Origin of the sequence: Cedecea neteri (assembly GCF_000758325.1) — a bacterium.
Taxonomy (GTDB): domain Bacteria; phylum Pseudomonadota; class Gammaproteobacteria; order Enterobacterales; family Enterobacteriaceae; genus Cedecea; species Cedecea neteri_B.
Window position 1 is genome coordinate 2,344,312 of the sequence record NZ_CP009459.1, and the last position, 15,173, is coordinate 2,359,484.

At 53.4% G+C, this 15,173-nt stretch carries 13 protein-coding genes, 3 tRNA genes and 3 other RNA genes; 11 read left to right on the forward strand and 8 right to left on the reverse strand.

Translation table 11 applies throughout. The features are described from left to right. Positions 1 to 28 precede the first annotated feature (28 nt). From LH86_RS11065 to pnuC, 8 genes are all read left to right on the forward strand, one after another. Positions 29 to 104: transfer RNA gene (locus tag LH86_RS11065), tRNA-Lys, on the forward strand. Between the two features lie 13 nt (positions 105 to 117). Then, positions 118 to 233: non-coding RNA, RtT sRNA (locus LH86_RS22055), on the forward strand. Between the two features lie 46 nt (positions 234 to 279). Beyond that, positions 280 to 355: transfer RNA gene (locus LH86_RS11070), tRNA-Lys, on the forward strand. 13 nt (positions 356 to 368) lie between these two features. After that, positions 369 to 484: non-coding RNA, RtT sRNA (locus LH86_RS22060), on the forward strand. A gap of 77 nt (positions 485 to 561) precedes the next feature. After that, positions 562 to 637 (forward strand) — tRNA-Lys (locus LH86_RS11075). A gap of 31 nt (positions 638 to 668) precedes the next feature. Next, positions 669 to 784, forward strand: a non-coding RNA gene (locus LH86_RS22065) — RtT sRNA. A gap of 232 nt (positions 785 to 1,016) precedes the next feature. Beyond that, positions 1,017 to 2,078, forward strand: coding sequence for a quinolinate synthase NadA (gene nadA, locus LH86_RS11080; RefSeq protein WP_039306102.1), 1,062 nt, complete (start codon positions 1,017 to 1,019; stop codon positions 2,076 to 2,078). 23 nt (positions 2,079 to 2,101) lie between these two features. After that, a complete protein-coding gene (pnuC, locus tag LH86_RS11085; protein ID WP_039301181.1) occupies positions 2,102 to 2,818 on the forward strand; it encodes a nicotinamide riboside transporter PnuC in 717 nt (238 codons plus the stop codon). On the opposite strand, the gene zitB is transcribed toward pnuC, so the two are convergent. Further along, on the reverse strand, positions 2,819 to 3,754 hold the full coding sequence (zitB, locus tag LH86_RS11090; protein ID WP_039301182.1) for a CDF family zinc transporter ZitB: 936 nt from the start codon (positions 3,752 to 3,754) through the stop codon (positions 2,819 to 2,821). Between the two features lie 331 nt (positions 3,755 to 4,085). Between zitB and aroG the strand changes: the two genes are divergently transcribed. Continuing rightward, positions 4,086 to 5,138: a 3-deoxy-7-phosphoheptulonate synthase AroG gene (gene aroG / locus LH86_RS11095; protein WP_039301183.1), complete on the forward strand. Its 1,053-nt coding sequence runs from the start codon at positions 4,086 to 4,088 to the stop codon at positions 5,136 to 5,138. A gap of 63 nt (positions 5,139 to 5,201) precedes the next feature. Here the strand turns inward: aroG and gpmA are convergent, their stop codons facing one another. The 7 genes from gpmA to modE all read right to left on the reverse strand — a co-directional run bounded on the left by gpmA (position 5,202) and on the right by modE (position 12,979). Next, complete coding sequence (gene gpmA / locus LH86_RS11100) at positions 5,202 to 5,954, reverse strand: 2,3-diphosphoglycerate-dependent phosphoglycerate mutase (protein ID WP_039301185.1); 753 nt, start codon at positions 5,952 to 5,954, stop codon at positions 5,202 to 5,204. Positions 5,955 to 6,163: 209 nt separating this feature from the next. Beyond that, entirely contained in the window at positions 6,164 to 7,204 is a 1,041-nt protein-coding gene (gene galM, locus LH86_RS11105) for a galactose-1-epimerase (protein WP_039301187.1), read from the reverse strand. Then, positions 7,198 to 8,346, reverse strand: coding sequence for a galactokinase (galK, locus tag LH86_RS11110; protein WP_039301188.1), 1,149 nt, complete (start codon positions 8,344 to 8,346; stop codon positions 7,198 to 7,200). Before galK ends, galM begins: the two co-directional genes overlap by 7 nt. Then, positions 8,343 to 9,395 carry a galactose-1-phosphate uridylyltransferase gene (gene galT, locus LH86_RS11115; RefSeq protein WP_039301190.1) on the reverse strand — a complete coding sequence of 351 codons (1,053 nt, stop codon included), beginning with the start codon at positions 9,393 to 9,395 and terminating at the stop codon, positions 8,343 to 8,345. The genes galK and galT overlap by 4 nt, the downstream gene beginning before the upstream one ends. Positions 9,396 to 9,404: 9 nt before the next feature. After that, entirely contained in the window at positions 9,405 to 10,421 is a 1,017-nt protein-coding gene (galE, locus tag LH86_RS11120) for a UDP-glucose 4-epimerase GalE (RefSeq protein WP_039301192.1), read from the reverse strand. 210 nt (positions 10,422 to 10,631) lie between these two features. Further along, a complete protein-coding gene (gene modF, locus LH86_RS11125; RefSeq protein ID WP_039301194.1) occupies positions 10,632 to 12,110 on the reverse strand; it encodes a molybdate ABC transporter ATP-binding protein ModF in 1,479 nt (492 codons plus the stop codon). 77 nt (positions 12,111 to 12,187) lie between these two features. Beyond that, positions 12,188 to 12,979: a molybdenum-dependent transcriptional regulator gene (modE, locus tag LH86_RS11130; protein ID WP_039301196.1), complete on the reverse strand. Its 792-nt coding sequence runs from the start codon at positions 12,977 to 12,979 to the stop codon at positions 12,188 to 12,190. Positions 12,980 to 13,278: 299 nt separating this feature from the next. On the opposite strand from modE, the gene LH86_RS11135 reads away from it, so the two are divergent. Continuing rightward, the gene (locus LH86_RS11135) at positions 13,279 to 14,841 is read left to right on the forward strand and encodes an AbgT family transporter (protein WP_039301198.1); all 1,563 of its coding nucleotides are present in this window, start codon (positions 13,279 to 13,281) and stop codon (positions 14,839 to 14,841) included. A gap of 91 nt (positions 14,842 to 14,932) precedes the next feature. Beyond that, positions 14,933 to 15,085: an AcrZ family multidrug efflux pump-associated protein gene (locus tag LH86_RS22070; protein WP_008456213.1), complete on the forward strand. Its 153-nt coding sequence runs from the start codon at positions 14,933 to 14,935 to the stop codon at positions 15,083 to 15,085. Positions 15,086 to 15,173: the final 88 nt, after the last annotated feature.

Genomic DNA, 15,173 nt, shown 5'->3' on the forward strand with positions numbered 1-15,173 from the left:
CGAAACAAACCCAAAGTGACGCAAAAGTGGGTCGTTAGCTCAGTTGGTAGAGCAGTTGACTTTTAATCAATTGGTCGCAGGTTCGAATCCTGCACGACCCACCACTTTAAAGTAGTAAGCAATAGTCAGGCGTGAAGGGTTCGAACCTGCAGCAGGTTTGAGTTGAGCGAAAGCGAAACAACGTTGTGATAACAACGGCCCGGAGGGTGATAGTCATCCTGCACGACCCACCACTTTAAAGTAGTAAGCAGTAAAGAAGTTTGCAGTAAGCCGCACAGCGGGTCGTTAGCTCAGTTGGTAGAGCAGTTGACTTTTAATCAATTGGTCGCAGGTTCGAATCCTGCACGACCCACCAGCTTAAAGTAGAAAGATGTAGTCAGGCGTGAAGGGTTCGAACCTGCAGCAGGTTTGAGTTGAGCGAAAGCGAAACAACGTTGTGATAACAACGGCCCGAAGGGTGATAATCATCCTGCACGACCCACCATCTTTTAATATGAAAGCTGTAGTGAATCGAAAACGGTTCGAGCAAAGCAAAACTTCAACGCAGTAACCGCATAAAGCGGGTCGTTAGCTCAGTTGGTAGAGCAGTTGACTTTTAATCAATTGGTCGCAGGTTCGAATCCTGCACGACCCACCAATGTAAAAAGGCGCCCTAAAGGCGCCTTTTTGCTATTTGATATTCGGGCAGGGTTCGAGCCTGCAGCAGGTTTGAGTTGAGCGAAAGCGAAACAACGTTGTGATAACAACGGCCCGGAGGGTGATAGTCATCCTGCACGACCCACCAATGTAGAAAGGCGCCCTAAAGGCGCCTTTTTGCTATCTGCGATTTGAAAACCCTGCCATTCCTGTACTCAATTCCCACCGATCTGTTTCTCTCCGCGCATCGAGCAATAACCCACGACATTTCGACTAAATTTCGCTATCTTGTTTAGCATATAAAACAATGTGTGCCGAAGATGGCGTAAATCACGCTTTATTTGGCCTGTAATGTTAAGTTAGTAAAACGAGATTGCATGATGAGCGTAATGTTTGACCCGGAAACTGCGATTTATCCCTTCCCGCCGAAACCCACTCCTCTGAGCGGGGATGAAAAACAATTTTATCGCGAAAAAATCAAGCGACTGCTAAAAGAGCGGGATGCGGTGATGGTGGCGCACTACTACACCGACCCGGAAATCCAGTCGCTTGCGGAAGAGACCGGCGGGTGTATTTCTGACTCGCTCGAGATGGCTCGCTTCGGCGCTAACCACCCGGCGTCCACGCTACTGGTCGCTGGGGTTCGTTTCATGGGGGAAACGGCGAAAATCCTCAGCCCCGAAAAAACCATTTTAATGCCTACCCTCAATGCCGAATGCTCACTGGATCTCGGGTGCCCGATTGAGGCGTTTAACGCTTTCTGCGACCAGCATCCGGATCGTACGGTCGTCGTCTATGCTAATACCTCTGCCGCGGTAAAAGCCCGGGCGGACTGGGTCGTGACATCAAGTATTGCGGTAGAGCTGATTGAACATCTCGACAGCCTGGGCGAGAAAATCATTTGGGCACCGGATCGCCATCTTGGCAGCTACGTTCAAAAGCAGACCGGTGCCGATGTGCTGTGCTGGCAGGGAGCCTGTATTGTGCATGATGAATTTAAAACTCAGGCGCTGGCGCGAATGAAGGCGCTGTATCCTAATGCAGCGGTGCTGGTTCATCCTGAATCACCGCAGGCCGTGGTGGACATGGCCGATGCCGTAGGCTCGACCAGCCAGCTGATTAGTGCTGCTAAAACGCTGCCACACCAGCAGCTTATTGTGGCTACAGATCGTGGGATATTTTATAAAATGCAGCAGGCGTGTCCGGACAAAGAGCTACTGGAGGCGCCAACCGCAGGAGAAGGGGCAACCTGCCGCAGCTGTGCACATTGCCCGTGGATGGCAATGAACGGGCTTAAAGCGATTGCTGAGGGACTGGAGCAGGGCGGGGCCGCACACACGATTGAAGTGGATGCTGCGCTGCGTGAAGGCGCGCTTGTTCCGCTTAATCGCATGCTCGACTTTGCGGCAGAATTGCGTCGGACGATTAAAGGCAACGCGTAACAGTATTACGCTCTGGGGAGTTCATGGATTTTTTTAGTACGCAGAACATTCTCGTCCACATCCCCATTGGGGCGGGCGGGTATGACTTATCATGGATTGAGGCCGTGGGAACGCTGGCTGGACTGCTTTGTATCTGGCTTGCCAGCCTGGAGAAGATAGGCAACTACGCCTTCGGGTTAATCAACGTCACGCTGTTTGCCATCATTTTCTTTCAGATCCAGCTCTACGCCAGCCTGCTTTTACAGCTGTTCTTTTTTGTGGCGAACATCTATGGCTGGTATGCCTGGTCGCGGCAAAGCAGTAACCATCAATCGCTGCTGCAAATTCGCTGGCTGCCTTTGCCTAAGGCGATTGCGTGGCTGGTGATTATCGTCGCAGCGATTGGGCTGATGACGATGTTCATCGACCCTGTCTTTGCCTTCCTGACCCAGGTTGCCGTGACGGTAATGCAGAGTTTAGGCCTGAACGTTACCCTGCCTGAGCTGCAGCCAGATGCTTATCCGTTCTGGGACTCATGCATGATGGTGTTGTCGATTGTGGCGATGATTCTCATGACCCGGAAATACGTGGAAAACTGGCTGCTATGGACAATCATTAACGTGATCAGCGTGGTTATCTTTGCTCTGCAGGGTGTTTACGCGATGTCGCTGGAATATCTCATTCTGACGTTCATCGCGCTGAATGGCAGCCGGATGTGGATCAACAGCGCGCGGCAGTCCGGCTCGCGCGCCTTGTCCTGATCAGTGATGATGATGGGCATGGCCAGCGCCGTGGTCATGCTCATTCAGGTCGCAGTCCGGGCCGTGACAAACCTGATACTCCATTTGTACCGTGGCATGTTCTATCTGATACTCGTGCTCGAGGAAGTGGTGAATGCGCGCCAGCAAAGCATCGTGATCGTGGGGCGGTATAACCTGAACATGCAGCGTCATCAGCGGTTTTTCGCCAACCAGCCAGATATGGACGTGATGCACGTTACGTACTTCCGGTATCGAACGAGAAAGATTGCGCTTCAGGGCGGCAATGTCGATGGCGCCCGGCGCACCTTCTAATAGCTCATTGACGCTCTCTTTCAGCAGGCTCCAGGCGCTGCGTAGCACCAGGCAGGAAACCAGCACCGACAGGATGGGGTCAATCGGCGTCCAGCCGGTCCAGAGGATCACCACCGCGGCCACAATTGCCCCCACCGAACCCAGCAAGTCACCCAGGACATGGAGCGCTGCTGCGCGGACGTTGAGGTTTTTCTCTCCGCTGCCGCTGTGCAGGATCCAGAAAGAGACCAGGTTCGCCAGTAGCCCGGCGATCGCAATGGTCAACATCGCCCAGCCCGCAATCGGCTGAGGATTTGAGAAGCGCTGAATCGCTTCCCAGACGATAAGAATGGTGATCACCACCAGAGCAATGGCGTTTACAAAGGCGGCAAGCGTCGTCAGGCGCAGCCAACCAAAGGTATGCCGGGCGTTGGGCGGCCGACGAGCAAAATGCACGGCCAACAAAGCAAACAGCAGCGCTGCTGCGTCGGTGAGCATATGGCCGGCATCGGCCAGCAGAGCCAGCGAGCCGGAAAGCAGGCCGCCGATAACTTCGGCAACCATGAAAATTGCCGTGATGAGAAAGGCAAACAGCAGGCGTTTTACGTTGCTATCAGCAGAGGTATGTTGGTGTGAATGCGCCATAATCTCTCACAAAAATTAATCCCAGTGGGCTAATTATAACCGCTCCATAGTTTCAACTGGTTGAAAGAGGCTGAAAAATCCTGCGAGTCAAAAATGGAAACGGGACCTTAATTTTCAAAATAGCATTCAATATTGAAAATTTAACATCATTCAGTGGTAAGCATTGAAACATGGCGTTAATTCATAGATTCTCATTATGTTTTCACTGTTTTTTTCGAGTTTTCAGGATTAATTTATTAGAAGTGTAAAAGCCCGTTTACACTTGTGGTTATGCGAGTTAGATTGAAAGGATTGCAACGAAGAAAAATATCAGGACGACCCCGGAAATATCATGAATTATCAGAACGACGACTTAAGAATTAAAGAGATTAACGAGCTTCTCCCCCCTGTAGCGCTGTTGGAAAAATTCCCCGCCACTGAAAAAGCCGCCCACACTGTCTCTCAGGCACGTAAAGCGATTCATAAAATCCTTAAAGGCAGCGACGATCGCCTGCTGGTGGTGATTGGGCCATGCTCCATTCACGACACCAATGCCGCGAAAGAGTACGGCACGCGCCTGCTGGCATTGCGTGAAGAGCTTCAGGGCGAGCTGGAAGTGGTGATGCGCGTCTATTTCGAAAAGCCGCGTACTACTGTGGGTTGGAAAGGCCTGATTAACGATCCGCACATGGACAGCAGCTACCAGATTAACGACGGTTTGCGTATTGCGCGTAAACTGCTGCTGGATATCAACGATTCCGGCCTGCCAGCGGCAGGGGAATTCCTTGATATGATCACGCCTCAGTATCTGGCGGATCTAATGAGCTGGGGCGCTATCGGCGCACGTACCACTGAATCACAGGTACACCGTGAACTGGCTTCCGGCCTCTCTTGCCCGGTCGGCTTTAAAAACGGTACCGACGGCACGATCAAAGTTGCGATTGATGCCATCAACGCCGCTGGCGCACCGCACTGCTTCCTGTCCGTAACCAAGTGGGGCCATTCCGCTATCGTTAACACGAGCGGGAACGGTGACTGCCACATTATTTTGCGCGGCGGCAAAGAGCCTAACTACAGCGCGAAGCATGTGGAAGAGGTCAAAGCGGGCCTGGTGAAAGCGGGGCTTGAGCCACAGGTGATGATTGATTTCAGCCACGCCAACAGCAGCAAGCAGTTTAAAAAGCAGATGGACGTTTCTGCCGATGTTTGCGGCCAAATTGCCGGTGGCGAGAAGGCTATCATCGGCGTGATGATTGAAAGCCATCTGGTAGAAGGCAACCAAAGCCTGGAGAGCGGCGAGCCGCTGGTCTACGGCAAAAGCGTGACCGACGCCTGCATTGGCTGGGATGATACAGAAGTGGCGCTACGCAAGCTTGCCGCTGCGGTAAAAGCTCGTCGCGGCTAACGGCCTGATTTGAGCAATAAAAAAGGCGTGGTGTTTACCACGCCTTTTTTTATGGGCGGTGAATTACTTCGCTTTACCCTGGTTGGCTACTGCGGCGGCTTTCGCTGCGATTTCGTCAGCGTTGCCCAGGTAGTAACGTTTCAGCGGTTTGAAGTTCTCATCGAACTCATACACCAGCGGCACGCCGGTAGGGATGTTCAGCTCGAGGATCTCATCTTCGCTCAGGTTATCCAGGTACTTAACCAGTGCGCGCAGGGAGTTACCGTGAGCCGCAACGATAACGCGCTCGCCGGATTTCATGCGTGGCAGAATGGACTCATTCCAGAACGGCGTTACGCGGTCGATGGTCAGTGCCAGGCTTTCGGTAGTTGGCAGTTCGCTGTCGGTCAGTTTAGCGTAACGTGGATCGTGGCCAGGGAAGCGCTCGTCTTCTTTAGACAGCTCTGGTGGGGTGATCGCGAAGCCACGACGCCACTGTTTAACCTGCTCGTCACCGTATTTTTCAGCGGTTTCAGCTTTGTTCAGACCCTGCAGGGCGCCGTAGTGACGCTCGTTCAGTTTCCAGGATTTCTCGACCGGCAGCCAGGCCTGGTCCAGTTCATCGAGGATATTCCACAGGGTGTGGATGGCACGTTTCAGCACAGAGGTGTAAGCGAAGTCGAAAGTGAAGCCTTCGTCCTTCAGAAGCTTACCGGCAGCCTTAGCTTCGGTACGACCTTTATCAGACAGATCAACATCATACCAACCAGTGAAGCGGTTTTCGTTGTTCCACTGGCTTTCGCCGTGACGAACCAGTACCAGCTTAGTAACAGCCATGATTTACTCCTTAATGAGCCTGGGATTAATGATAACAATTATCATTATATTGCCGCGCCATAAGCCACGGCAATGATAAACGTTTAACATAGCGAAAAAGCGCGTGGAGTGTAAGGTGGTTGTAAAAGGTTGTTATATTTTTGGCTCGATCTGGCGGGAAAGTCAGCGATTTGGTGAGAAATTGCCCTTAATGAAAAGGGCAAGAGGTTTTAATGAGGCAGAAACTGGTATTCCGTGACGCTGAGATAGGTCTCATCCGGTTTTAACCAGCAGTCCGGCTGCGGCCATTCCGGGTGATTTGGACTGTCCGGCAGGAAGCCGCTCTCCAGCGCCAGACCGTTCCAGTCGCTATAACTTTCTTTATCGCGTGCAGGTGTGCCCGCCAGATAGTTTCCGCTATAGACTTGTAACGCGGGCGCCGTCGTAAACACCTTCATTTCCAGCGCACCGTCGGTGGACCAGACTCGTGCAACGGGCTGGCTGAGATCGCCTTTGGCCTGCAGCAGGAAAGCATGGTCGTAGCCTTTGGTGATTTGCTGATCGACGTCGGCCAGAAAATCTTGTGCAAGCGTCTTAGGTTCACGAAAGTCAAAGCTGGTGCTGACCACTTCTTTCAGCTCTCCAGCAGGCAAGCCGCTGGCGTCGACCGGTAAATAGCTGTCGGCCAGCAATTGAAGCTTATGCTGCCGGACATCGCTCTGAACGTTGTCGAGGTTGAAGTAAGCGTGGTTCGTGAGACTGACCGGGCAAGGCTTGTCGACGGTGGCTCGAAGTTCGATGCTGATGCGGTTATCCTCCGTCAAAGCATAACGCGCCGTGGCTCGTAATTTTCCTGGGAAACCCTGATCGCCGTCGCAGGAATCCAGCTCGTAGGTCACGGCCTGTTCATTTTGCACGGCAATGCGCCAGCGACGTTTGTCGAAGCCTTCCGGCCCGCCGTGAAGCTGGTTTTCGCCCTGGTTAATCTCAAGCTGGAGCATTTCACCACCAACGGTGAGTTTCCCTCCGGCAATGCGGTTAGCGTAACGCCCGACGGTCGCGCCCATAAAGGCACTTTGCTGCAAATAGTGCTCAGGTGAAGCGCAGCCCAGCAGCGTCTCCCGCACGCTGCCGTCTTTAAGCGGTACCCGACAGGAAAGCAAGGTCGCGCCCCAGTCCATCAGCGTGACTACCATCCCCGCGCTGTTGCGCAGGGTGGTAAGGCGAAACGGCTGGCCGTCCGGTGCCAGCTGCGGCGTCTCTTTTAGCATTGACCCGCTCCTTCGGAGGCTTTGCAAACGTAGAAGGTTTCTTTAATTCCAGTTTTGCTCTCGTACTGTTCTTCCACAGCCTGTTTCACTACCGGGACAAGGTCTTCAGGCACAAGCGCGACAATACAGCCCCCAAAACCGCCGCCGGTCATACGTACGCCGCCTTGCTCGCCAATCGCCGCTTTGACGATCTCTACCAGAGTATCGATTTGCGGCACGGTGATTTCGAAATCATCGCGCATGGAAGCGTGAGATTCGGCCATCAGTTGACCCATGCGAACCAGGTCACCCTTGGCAAGCGCATCTGCGGCTTCTACGGTACGGATATTTTCGGTCAGCACGTGGCGAACGCGTTTGGCAACAATCGGATCCAGCTCGTGCGCGACGGCATTGAATTTTGCCAGCTCAACGTCGCGCAACGCTTTCTGGCTAAAGAAACGGGCGCCGGTTTCACACTGTTCGCGGCGGGTGTTGTATTCGCTACCCACCAGCGTGCGCTTGAAGTTACTGTTGATGATCACTACCGCAACGCCTTTTGGCATCGAGACGGCTTTCGTTCCAAGGGAGCGGCAATCAATCAGCAGCGCATGGTCTTTCTTGCCAAGGGCGGAAATCAGCTGATCCATAATGCCGCAGTTGCAGCCGACAAACTGGTTTTCCGCTTCCTGGCCATTGAGCGCCAGCTGAGCGCCATCCAGAGGCAGGTGGTAAAGGTGCTGGAATACTTTGCCGACCGCGACTTCCAGTGAAGCGGACGAGCTTAACCCTGCGCCCTGCGGCACATTGCCGCTGATCACCATATCCACGCCGGAAAAGTTTTTATCTCGCTTTTGCAGATGTTTCACTACACCGCGAACGTAGTTAGCCCACTGCTGAGTGTCGTGCGAGACGATAGGGGCATCGAGGGAGAAGCTGTCCTGCTGATTGTCATAATCGGCGGCAACAACGCGGACGATACGGTCCTCTCGTTTAGCGCAGCTGATAACCGTCTGATAATCAATGGCGCACGGCAGTACAAAACCATCGTTGTAATCGGTGTGCTCACCAATCAGGTTTACGCGGCCCGGGGCCTGAATAGCGTGGGTTGCCGGGTAACCAAATTGCTCAGCGAACAGACGCTGGGTTTTCTCTTTCAGACTCATAATGACGCTCCTGACTGGCGGAAATGGATATCACTGACGGCACGCAAGCGTTCTGCGGCTTGCTCTGCGGTTAAATCTCGCTGGGTTTCGGCCAGCATTTCATAGCCGACCATAAACTTACGTACCGTGGCGCTGCGCAGCAGCGGCGGGTAGAAATGCGCGTGAAGCTGCCAGTGCTGATTGTTTTCACCGTTGAACGGCGCGCCGTGCCAGCCCATGGAATAAGGGAAGGAGCACTGGAAGAGGTTGTCATAGCGGCTGGTGAGTTTTTTCAGTGCTAATGCCAGGTCAGCACGTTGTTCTGCGCTGAGGTCGGTGATACGCAGGACATGGGTTTTGGGCAGCAGCAGCGTTTCGAACGGCCAGGCTGCCCAGTAAGGGACGACAGCCAGCCAGTGCTCGGTTTCAACCACGGTACGGCTACCGTCCGCCTGTTCACGCTGCACGTAGTCCAGCAACATTGGGGTGCCCTGGTGGGTGAAATATTCACGTTGTAGGGTATCTTCACGGGCGACCTCGTTAGGCAAAAAGCTGTTTGCCCAAACCTGTCCGTGAGGATGTGGGTTGGAGCAGCCCATGGCCGCGCCTTTGTTTTCAAATACCTGAACCCACGGGTATGTCTGCCCCAGCTCAGCGGTCTGCTGTTGCCAGGTCTGTACGACTTCTTCCAGAGCGGGCAGCGTGAGCTCTGGCAACGTTTTACTGTGGTCGGGAGAGAAGCAGATAACCCGGCTGGTACCGCGCGCGCTTTCGCAACGCATCAAGGGATCGTGGCTCTTCGGTGCATCGGGCGTGTCCGTCATCAGCGCCGCAAAATCGTTGGTAAAAACGAAAGTGCCGGTGTACTCGGGGTTTTTATCCCCGGTCACGCGCGTATTCCCTGGACAAAGAAAACAGTCCGGATCGTGTGCCGGAAGTTTTTCTTGCGCAGGGGTTTCCTGCGCGCCCTGCCAGGGGCGTTTCGCCCGATGTGGCGAAACCAAAATCCATTGACCTGTTAGCGGGTTATAGCGGCGATGTGGATGATCGACCGGGTTAAACTGCTCCATTACATATCCTTAATCTTCATAACCTTGGGGGTGACGTGACTGCCAGCGCCAGGTATCGTCTGCCATTTCCTGCAGCGAACGGCTGACACGCCAGTTGAGTTCTTTGTCGGCTTTGGTGGCGTCGGCCCAGTAGGCCGGCAAATCGCCATCACGACGAGGGGCAAAGTGGTAGTTCACCGGTTTACCGCAGGCTTTGCTGAAGGCGTTCACCACGTCGAGCACGCTGCTGCCGACGCCTGCGCCCAGGTTGTAGATATGGACACCTGGTTTACCGTTCAGCACCTGCATAGCGGCGACGTGGCCGTCGGCGAGATCCATCACGTGGATGTAATCACGTACGCCTGTGCCGTCTTCGGTTGGATAATCGTTACCAAAGATAGCCAGCGAGTCGCGGCGGCCTACGGCAACCTGTGCGATGTAAGGCATCAGGTTATTTGGGATGCCCTGAGGATCTTCGCCCATATCGCCCGACGGATGGGCGCCAACCGGGTTGAAGTAGCGCAGCAGCGCAACGCTCCAGTTTGGCTGGGCTTTTTGCAAATCGGTAAGAATTTGCTCAACCATCAGCTTGCTTTGGCCGTAAGGGCTGGCGGGTTTTCCGGTAGGGAAACTTTCTACATAAGGGATTTGAGGCTGGTCGCCGTAAACGGTGGCGGAAGAACTGAAGATGAAGTTAGTTACGTTTGCCGCTCGCATGGCGGAGATAAGCTTCAGGGTGCCGGTCACGTTGTTGTCGTAATACTCCAGCGGCTTATGCACCGATTCACCGACGGCTTTCAGACCGGCAAAATGGATTACGGCATCAATACGATGATCGTGGAAAATTTCTGCCAGCAGGGCTTCATCGCGAATATCACCGTTGATAAACAGCGGATGCTTGCCGCCCAGACGTTCAATTTCCGGCAATACGCTGCGTTTGCTGTTGCAGAGGTTATCGAGGATCACCACGTCATGGCCGTTTTGCAGCAATTGTACGCAGGTATGACTTCCAATGTAACCGCTACCACCTGTAACCAAAACTCTCATTTTTCGCTCCATATAGCCTATGGGTTAAGATAACCATAGCATAACAGACGGCTGAAAAATGTGATATGCACCAGATTAGTGGTATCGTTTACACTACCTCAGCAATACGGCTAAAGCAGCATACAAGGCATTGTAAAACAGACAGGTAGAATAAAAGCGTGCGGCTATTCCGAAAGTCAGGTCAGGAATAGCCGCACGCTTTTTGCGAGATTATGTAGGAAGAATATTTTCTATTTGATAGCCGTATTTGTCGCCGTCCGGTACGAACGTCAATCGATGAGTAATGCACTGCGGGGCATCTTCGGCGTGGTGAGACACAAACAGCAGCTGCGTTTCTCCCTCGCCAATCAAAATATCGACAAAGCGGCGTATCAGCTGCCGGTTGAGGGGATCCAGCCCTTGCAGAGGCTCATCGAGGATCAGCAATGTTGGGTGCTTCACCAGTGCGCGGGCGATCAACGCCAGGCGCTGTTGCCCCCAGGACAAACTATGGAATGGCGCATCGGCGGTGGCTTTATCCATCCCTAACATATGCAGCCATTCGCGGGTCAGCTTCTGCTGGCGATCTGAAACGGCCTGGTAGATCCCAATGGAGTCAAAATAGCCTGACAAAATAACGTTTCGCACGGTGGTGCTCACGCGGTAATCCAGATGCAGGCTGCTGCTGACGTAACCAATGTGTTTTTTGATATCCCATATTGTCTCGCCGCTACCCCGACGGCGGCCAAACAGCGTCAGATCGTTGCTGTAGCCCTGCGGATGATCGCCAGTGATCAGGCTGAGTAGCGTTGATTTTCCGGCGCCGTTAGGGCCGACAATTTGCCAGTGCTCACCGGGGTTCACTGACCAGCTAAGTTTGTGCAGGATAGGGCGATCGTTGTATTCCACCACGCCATCGTTAAGCACAATACGAGGCTGGTTTTCCGGCAGCGTATAGCGGGCGGACGGATCGTCAGCTTCCGGGAGCGCCACGCCAGCCAGCTTCTCGCTGTGGGCCAACTGAGCGATGAGCGCCTGCTCAAGTAGCGCCTGCTTTTTACCGCTTTCTGTCAGCGTGCAGTCTGCTAACACGCCGGCAAATTGCACAAAATCCGGGATTTCATCGAATCGGTTCAGGACCAGAACCAGGGTGTAGCCCTGGGCGCTAAGTTGCTCGAGAAGGTTTGCCAGCTGCTGGCGGGATTTCACGTCCAGCCCGTCGAACGGCTCATCCAGGATGAGCAGTTCTGGCTCCGACATCAGCGCCTGGCAAAGCAGCGTTTTGCGTGTTTCCCCCGTCGACAGGTATTTAAAGCGGCGAATGAGCAGATGTTCAATGCCAAACAGCGCGGCTAGCTCGCGGCAGCGGGCTTCATTGACCACCTCCTCCTGGATAATTTCTGCGGTGGTGCGGCCGGTGTCATCTTCGTCGACGCTTAGCATATCGGTGTTATTGCGCTGCCATTCGTCGCTGACCAGCTTTTGCAACTGTTCAAAAGAGAGATGAGCAATGCGGGTGAAGCCGCAGTGGCGTTCGCCCTTCATGATGGGCAGGCTACCGGCCAGCGCACGGGCAAGAGCGGATTTGCCGCTGCCGTTCGCCCCAACAAACGCCCAGCTTTCTCCGGCGCGAAGGGTAAGGTCTTTCAGGGTAAGGTTTTTTATGTCGCTAAGGTGAAACGTACCTTGCGAAATTTGCAACGCAGACATGTTTTATCCCATTTTTTGCAGCGATGAAGCTACAGATTTACGGCGTGTCTGCGTTGATGTCAATGAGAAGCGGACTTTTAGCAGAGTGTGGCGACAATCACCCTGTCTGCATTGAAATATGCTGTGACCTTAGCACCTTCTGCCAGCGCCTGTTGTTCTACGTGGATATTCGGCAGGGTGGCGCACAGCGTCTGGCCATCCGCCAGCTGAACCAGCACTTCACTTTGTTCTTTGCCCTGCTCAATGCTGCTGATTTTACCCGGCAACTGGTTATCGGCATTGCCTGTTGCATTAACATCAGTCGTGACGTCTATCCACGGCGCTTTGATAAGCACCAATACTTCTTTGCCTTCGTCCAGCCCCAGTCGCTCTGCGCTTTGGCGGGTAATCGCCGCTTTCAGACGCGTTTCACCGTCTGCCAGCAGAATATCGACGTGCTGCTGAACCTGTTCGTCATCGCGTTTAAGTACGGTACCAAACAGCTGATTGCGGGCGCTGGTTTGCAGCGAAAAGCGGGAAATGGCGGCGAGCAGACTGTCCAGGGGCAGGGCGTCATCCTGCAGAACATCAAAGGCCTTTTGTTGAATTTGCGCGAGTAGATCGTAAAGCTGAATAAGACGCTCACCATACCGGGTCAGGACGGCACCGCCGCCGCCTTTGCCGCCGGTGGCGCGATCAACCAGGCTTGATTCTGCCAACTGATTCATTTCGTTAATCGCATCCCAGGCGCTTTTGTAACTGATGCCCGCCAGTTTTGCACCCTGGCTAATGGAGCCCGTGTGGCGAATCTGTTTGAGCAGCGCAATGCGTCGCGGATCGGCGAACAGCCGTTGCTGGAGTTTCAGCGTTAATAAAATTTCAGCCTGCATAGTTTCTCCGCGCCGCAAACCGGCTCAGCGTTTCCCTTTGTAATCATGGGGAAAATTATATCAGTTCGCCGCCAGGGGACAAATCGTTCCTGATTGAGCACAACAATTTTATGGCTATCTTTCGATTATATCGAATTAATAACCAGTTTTTGTCTGTTTATTGGATTTTAATTTTTATTAACCAGGTCTTATTTAGAGATTAATTTCATTAAAAGAATAGTTTCGTCTTGTGATTAACCCTATTATCCCTGCCGTACATTGGATGACAGAACAGACATATCTCGGGATTGGGGGCAACTATGAGTACGCTGACAACAAAAGGAAATGAGGCAAAAGAGAATCGCTTGCTGAACGGTTTTCTTAATGCCATTGAAAAAGCCGGTAACCGACTGCCGGAACCCGCGCTGATTTTCTTCTATTTTTTACTGGTTGTGATGGGGCTGTCCGCCGTGCTGTCACAGCTGGAGTTTGGCATCATTAACCCGGTGACGCAGCAGGCCGTGCAGGTCAATAACCTGCTCTCTGCCGAGGCGTTAACGCTTACGCTTTCTACGATGGTGACCACCTTTACCAGCTTTGCTCCTTTGGGCATTGTCCTGGTGGCGATGCTGGGCGTCGGCGTTGCGGAAAGCTCCGGCTTTATTAACGTTGCGTTGAAAAAAATGCTGCGTGTTACGCCGAAAAAACTGCTGACGCCGATGCTGATTTTTGTCGCTATGTTTAGCCACGTCGCGGCGGATGCGGGATATGTGCTGGTGATCCCTCTCGGCGCAATTATTTTTATGTCTGCCGGGCGCCATCCTTTAGTGGGGATCGCAGCAGCATTTTCCGGCGTATCCGGTGGTTTTGCGGCCAATATGGTGCCAACCGGAAACGACGCGCTGCTGCAAGGTTTCACCCAGGCTGCGGCTCAGCTCCTCGACTCAACGTATACCGTGAACACGCTGTGTAATCTGTTCTTCGGGATCGGCTCAACAATATTGATTACTCTCGTTGGCTGGTGGGTGACGGAGAAAATCGTCGAGCCCCGGGTCAGTAAAATGGCGGTGGATGGCGACTTTAAGCATGATGAAGATATGTCCAGTGTTACGCCAGAAGAGAGTCGGGCATTCCGTCGTGCGGGCCTGGTGATGCTCCTTAGTTTGCTGGGGCTTGCCGCTGCTGCCTGGCCTGAAAGTTCAACGCTACGAAGCCCAGCAGGCGCGTTAACCGACTTTGCTGCGCCCATCATGAAGTCTATCGTACCGCTTATCTTCCTGATTTTTATTCTGCCGGGCATTGTCTATGGTTTTGCGGCAGGCACCTTCAAATCGGGGAAAGATGTCATTGGGGCGATGAACGACTCAATGAGTAAAATGGGTTCTTATATGGTGATGGCGTTTTTCTGTGCGCTGTTCATCAAAGCCTTCAGCGATTCCAACATTGGTACGCTGGTGGCGCTGTCGGGGGCGGACGGCCTTAAAGCCATGGCGCTGCCGGGAGAGGCGACAATTATCGGTATGGTGCTGCTGACGGCGCTGGTTAATCTGCTGATTGGTTCAGCCTCGGCAAAATGGGCGCTGCTGTCACCCATTATGGTGCCGATGCTTATGGCCGTTGGGATATCGCCAGAGCTTACTCAGGCGGCATTCCGCATCGGTGATTCTTCCACAAACATTATCACGCCGATGATGGTGTTCTTCCCGCTGATCGTGATTTACTGCCAGCGCTATGTGAAAGGCGCTGGCGTGGGCACGCTGGTGTCAATGATGATGCCTTATTCTATCGCCTTCCTGGTGAGCTGGAGCCTCTTCCTGCTGGTATGGTGGGGGCTTGAAATGCCACTCGGCATTGCGGCACCTTATACCTGGTCAGCTGGATAAGCCGAGGCGGGCGGGCAAATGGCACAAAAGGAGAGTGCGTTTTTCTCAACTGCCGCTAGAATAATCACTCTCGCTTTTGCCGGAGGCAATTATGTTCGAGTTATTGAAAAGCCTGGTGTTTGCCGTGGTCATGGTGCCGGTTGTGATGGCAGTCATTCTCGGTCTCATCTACGGATTGGGTGAAGTGTTTAACGTCTTTTCAAAAGTCGGTCATCGCGACCAACAGCCGAAACAGCATCACTGATTCCCTGAAAGCCCGGCATTTGCCGGGTTTTCTCTTTCTGCCGCCTTAACGCCCCACACGCAGTCATTCCGTTGATCTCCGTCAAGAA

Coding starts and splice junctions, on each gene's coding strand:
- zitB (WP_039301182.1), bottom strand. CDS start 3,754: ATGGCGCATTCACACCAACATACCTCTGCTGATAGCAACGTAAAACGC.
- LH86_RS22070 (WP_008456213.1), top strand. CDS start 14,933: ATGTTCGAGTTATTGAAAAGCCTGGTGTTTGCCGTGGTCATGGTGCCG.
- modF (WP_039301194.1), bottom strand. CDS start 12,110: ATGTCTGCGTTGCAAATTTCGCAAGGTACGTTTCACCTTAGCGACATA.
- galM (WP_039301187.1), bottom strand. CDS start 7,204: ATGCTAAAAGAGACGCCGCAGCTGGCACCGGACGGCCAGCCGTTTCGC.
- modE (WP_039301196.1), bottom strand. CDS start 12,979: ATGCAGGCTGAAATTTTATTAACGCTGAAACTCCAGCAACGGCTGTTC.
- aroG (WP_039301183.1), top strand. CDS start 4,086: ATGAATTATCAGAACGACGACTTAAGAATTAAAGAGATTAACGAGCTT.
- LH86_RS11135 (WP_039301198.1), top strand. CDS start 13,279: ATGAGTACGCTGACAACAAAAGGAAATGAGGCAAAAGAGAATCGCTTG.
- pnuC (WP_039301181.1), top strand. CDS start 2,102: ATGGATTTTTTTAGTACGCAGAACATTCTCGTCCACATCCCCATTGGG.
- galE (WP_039301192.1), bottom strand. CDS start 10,421: ATGAGAGTTTTGGTTACAGGTGGTAGCGGTTACATTGGAAGTCATACC.
- nadA (WP_039306102.1), top strand. CDS start 1,017: ATGAGCGTAATGTTTGACCCGGAAACTGCGATTTATCCCTTCCCGCCG.
- gpmA (WP_039301185.1), bottom strand. CDS start 5,954: ATGGCTGTTACTAAGCTGGTACTGGTTCGTCACGGCGAAAGCCAGTGG.
- galK (WP_039301188.1), bottom strand. CDS start 8,346: ATGAGTCTGAAAGAGAAAACCCAGCGTCTGTTCGCTGAGCAATTTGGT.
- galT (WP_039301190.1), bottom strand. CDS start 9,395: ATGGAGCAGTTTAACCCGGTCGATCATCCACATCGCCGCTATAACCCG.